Consider the following 4,003-nt stretch of genomic DNA (forward strand, 5'->3'; position numbering starts at 1 on the left):
AACGCCGCCCCGAGATCCTCGACGGCTTCATAGCCGAGACCGGACTCAGGCTGGAGCCTCCGCAGCCCTGTCACCCCACCCTTTCAACCTCAGCGTCAAAGCGCTCCGAGAACCACCCGAAGCTGTCCCGAGCGGAGCCCCGCAAACCCCCTGGTGGAATCTACGGGGAACCAATCACCCGAACTGTCCGCAGAATTTCTCTGCGAAATTTCGATACGACTGAGCGTACATGCCAGTCGAACTCGCTACGCGCTCCAGTTCGGTATCGATGATTCGTTGACCCTCTTCGCTATCCCCATTGATGGCATACACGATCGGCAGAATCTTGGCCCTTTCGTGTTCCATCAGGATCCCGGCGTCACCCACACTGCGCGAGAACGCATCCCAATCGGAATAGCGGCAATAAAAGGCTCGCCATATTCACGCACAGCACCAGCAATGGACTCTGCCACTCGTTCGATGTCTCCGCCTTCAAGGAACTCCCAGGACCTGAAGGACTTCTCAGGCATGAGATACCCAAGAGGCTTCGAAATCACAGGCGCCGGACTCTTTGGCATGTCATCACTGAGCGACAGCAAGATTTCCTCAAGGTGGGAAAATCGAACGCCCACCACAGGGTTGACCTTGAGCAGTCGAGGGAGCCCATGTGTGGCCAAGTTGAGACCGATCCACCCACTTGCCTGACCACCCCGCTCCTGAAGCAGAGCTCCCTTGCGCTTTTCGAAGCCGAGCTGGGCCAAGGCGGACTGGCAAGCAGCGAGCGTCTCTTCTTTCAACGAAGACACACCGCCTCCTCTCCCACCCCACGCCGTAGCCCCGCCAGGACACACCTGACTGGGCTTCAAATTCACTATGGCTACCGGTCCGCCTGCACCCGGAAAACCTTGCCACCCTTGATTGCGTCAGGACTAGGATATTCCTGCATCAGGGGGCTTGGCTCTGTAGCGAGGATAAAAACTTCAGCCCAGAATATATATCCCGCAACGACATAATCAAGCGGATTGTCCTCGGAGACTCGAAAAAGTTTACTCTCTCGCCACCTACGCCCGGCCCTCTGCTCTTCGGTTCGCAAAACATCTGGGCCCGCATCCGACACTCTGAGACCTGAGTAATGATCGGCCAGCGAGATCCGGGAAACATCCTGGAATAGGACATCGAAGATCCTAGGGACATTCCCTTCCTCGCCACCCAAGAATCCGCGAAGCAGGATCTTACTGTGACCTACCTCAATAGCCCACGGTTTGAAAATTCCCCGCAAGTTCAGAGGGAGGTGGCCGTCTACCAGTTGGTATGTCACTTGAACTTGATCCCAGTCCAGTTGTCAGCGCGTCGATTCCATCGATGGAAGTCCACTTCCCCCATGAGACCGGCTGTATCAACCTGCATCAACTCCTATTGAGTATGCGGCCAGGACTACTTCCTCCCCCACTCCAGGGTTGAGCATCGATACAGCAGGGCGGCCTGGATTATTCTAACGTGCGTCGCGAATCCACGCTTTGATCGAGTTGCGATAATTCATCGACTCTTCCCCACTCTTGAACCTGATCTCGAATGAATCGCCAGGATCAAGCCTTGCCCCCTCTCCAAAAACCATGCCGGCCAGGTCGGCATGCCCAAGGCTCTCAAAAGACATCCAACTTGCATATCCCTCAGGTGCAGCAATCCCATGGCGGTCAAATTCGAGTGCCACAGCAAGCGCGGACGCCATCACTTCAGCGACACGCGGATTGCCGTCCCGATGATACGACGAGACAAGGAGAGCGGCATCGACAGCAGCAGCGACGGCCGCACTGGCGGAATTCTCCAGCGAGATCGCCTTCTCCTTGAGCCGCTCCAGCGGGGGGATGGACTCCAGCTGAAATCCACTTTCTTCACCCTGGCCGGCGGCCTCACGCCAAGCGGATTCGACCACCTGCACCGCAGAAAAGGCATCCTCCTGCCTGGCGAGCTTTTCGAAAAAGACGGACAGTACAGAATTCACGCGAGTGGCTACCGCCACGGAGAACCAGCGCTCAGCGCGGGCACGCATAGGTGCCGATGTTTGACCTGGCATACGCGTACCATACATCCACACGAGCGAACAACGTGAGGTGCGGCATCTTAAACATGCCGCACCTCACATCACGCTACTGCCATCTCGCCATTCTTGGCGAAACGATCTTACCGCCAAGTCGTTCAATCAGCGAGGCGCGGAACTCGTCACAGAAGTCGTTACTGGCGATCAAGAGTTTCGGCGTGACCTGCAGATTAATCGCTTCTGTCAACAACTTACCCTCGGCATGGTTATGACCGACGATGAGCGGTGCATCCGTCTTCTTCGGTAGCCGCGGATAGACCCTGAGAGCTTCGTCCGCCTCATCCAGAAGACCTATCTGGGCATCGGTGATCTCGCTGCGCGCGCCCACCGCAAACAGGTCCAAGCCGCCCCCTCGGGAACGTGCAAGCCACCGACCGTCTTCCATCGAGCACCCGCACCCATTTTCTTGGCCGCCGCGTCAACACGTGCCTGCAGATGAGTCGGGTCTGCGATCGACGACCGGGGTCAAGGCGAACTCCTCGGCCTGCGCTGGGAAGGCCTCCACCTGGCCGGCGGAACTGCCGGCATCCGGCGCACCCTCCAGCGCACCAACACCGCCGGGCTGACCGCCCTGCCCACCAAGACCCGGGCCTCCGAACGCCGCATCGCCCTCCCGTCCGAGTGCGTCCATTCCCTCAAGAGCGACCGGGAACGCCAACAGGAAGAACGCCAGTACGCCCGAACCAACTGGACGGACAGCGGGCTCGTCTTCACCACCACGACCGGAAGCCCTCTCGACCCCACCAATCTCACCCGCCGCTTCGGCCGACTCCTCAGCCGGGCAGGGCTCCGTCGCATCCGCTTTCACGATCTCCGGCACTCGACTGCGACCCTGCTCCTGGAACAGGGCGTCGACCTCGTCGTCATCAAGGAACTCCTCGGCCACGCCCACATCGGCGTCACCGCCGACGTCTACGCCCACGTACGCCTCCGCCTCCAACACCAAGCCATCGACACCCTCAGCAACGCACTCAGCCCCACCGGCAACGACCCCAACGACCCACCTGCCACAGCCGTCGTCCGCTGACGTTGCCGTCACCGTTGCCGTCAAACGCCGCAGGAGCTCCGCCAAATTGCACCTGGGCGGGGCTCCTGCTCGTACAGCACGAATTCCAGCTGTGCGCTTTGAAAGGTCGCTAAATAGCCTCGACTCAGCTAAATCGGAACGTCAAAACCGAGCGCGGCCGAGTACTTACTCGCCCAGCTCTTGGCCGATTTAAGAATCTCAAGAGATCTCCCATTCGACAGGCGAATCGAATTCCCTTGCAACTTGGAGAGGATCTCAGATTCCAGGTCGACTTCGCCGATATCACGCGCCAAGATCAGCGCCTGCACAAGCCGAGCTGGGTAATTTGCGATGGGGAGCCACGCGTACAGATCCCCTCGGTGCACGTCCTCCGACGAGCAAAGTAGTGCACACAGGTCAGCTCGGTCGATTACGAACTGACCTGCCCTCCCCAGCCCTTCCTGGAGAAAGGCGGCCAGCGAGGAATCGGCAGTCATCGGCCATGGCATAGTGTTCTGCGAGCTGCGGACAGGAACAGACAACCCGCCATACTCCGACATCAACGCACCGAACTTGGCGTCGCCGATGTGAAGGTCCCAGGTCAGCGCTCCAGCGGCGTCCTTCCAGACCCAGGCACGATAACTGAGCTCGCCCGCTTCCCAGCGGGCCTCACCCTTGCGCGACACAGACGCCGCCGCAGGCACAGCACCCACCTCGATCGCTTTACGAAGCACACCGGGAGCGGTCACGTTCCTGGTCATCCGACTGTCACCACCTTGCCCATCTACGGGATCCGGGCTTGGGCACGGCGACCATGTCGAACACTGAGCTTCTTCAGCGCTGCCGCTCCAGAGTGAGGATGGCCTTGGCGATTGACGTCATGCGGTTGGGGCTGCATCGGGACCTGCGGAAGATTCGCC

General features: G+C 59.6%; 4 protein-coding genes and 2 pseudogenes. 1 reads left to right on the plus strand and 5 read right to left on the minus strand.

Going from position 1 to position 4,003, the window contains the following annotated elements:
* Window positions 1-344: 344 nt before the first annotated feature.
* From AB0898_RS31715 to AB0898_RS31725, 3 genes are all read right to left on the minus strand, one after another.
* Window positions 345-785 carry a hypothetical protein gene (locus tag AB0898_RS31715; RefSeq protein WP_366806519.1) on the minus strand — a complete coding sequence of 147 codons (441 nt, stop codon included), beginning with the start codon at window positions 783-785 and terminating at the stop codon, window positions 345-347.
* 686 nt (window positions 786-1,471) lie between these two features.
* Window positions 1,472-1,981 (minus strand): hypothetical protein, encoded by a 510-nt coding sequence (locus AB0898_RS31720; RefSeq protein ID WP_366806520.1) that lies wholly within the window; start codon window positions 1,979-1,981, stop codon window positions 1,472-1,474.
* Window positions 1,982-2,126: 145 nt separating this feature from the next.
* A complete protein-coding gene (locus AB0898_RS31725) occupies window positions 2,127-2,420 on the minus strand; it encodes a hypothetical protein (RefSeq protein ID WP_366806521.1) in 294 nt (97 codons plus the stop codon).
* A gap of 123 nt (window positions 2,421-2,543) precedes the next feature.
* Here AB0898_RS31725 and AB0898_RS31730 point away from each other — a divergent pair.
* Window positions 2,544-3,104, plus strand: a pseudogene (locus tag AB0898_RS31730) (site-specific integrase); the annotation flags it as partial.
* A gap of 128 nt (window positions 3,105-3,232) precedes the next feature.
* Here the strand turns inward: AB0898_RS31730 and AB0898_RS31735 are convergent.
* Entirely contained in the window at window positions 3,233-3,844 is a 612-nt protein-coding gene (locus tag AB0898_RS31735) for a hypothetical protein (RefSeq protein WP_366806522.1), read from the minus strand.
* A gap of 73 nt (window positions 3,845-3,917) precedes the next feature.
* Window positions 3,918-4,003: pseudogene (locus AB0898_RS31740) on the minus strand (IS5/IS1182 family transposase); the annotation flags it as partial.

It is taken from the genome of Streptomyces sp. NPDC005435, assembly GCF_040703155.1.
GTDB lineage: Bacteria > Actinomycetota > Actinomycetes > Streptomycetales > Streptomycetaceae > Streptomyces.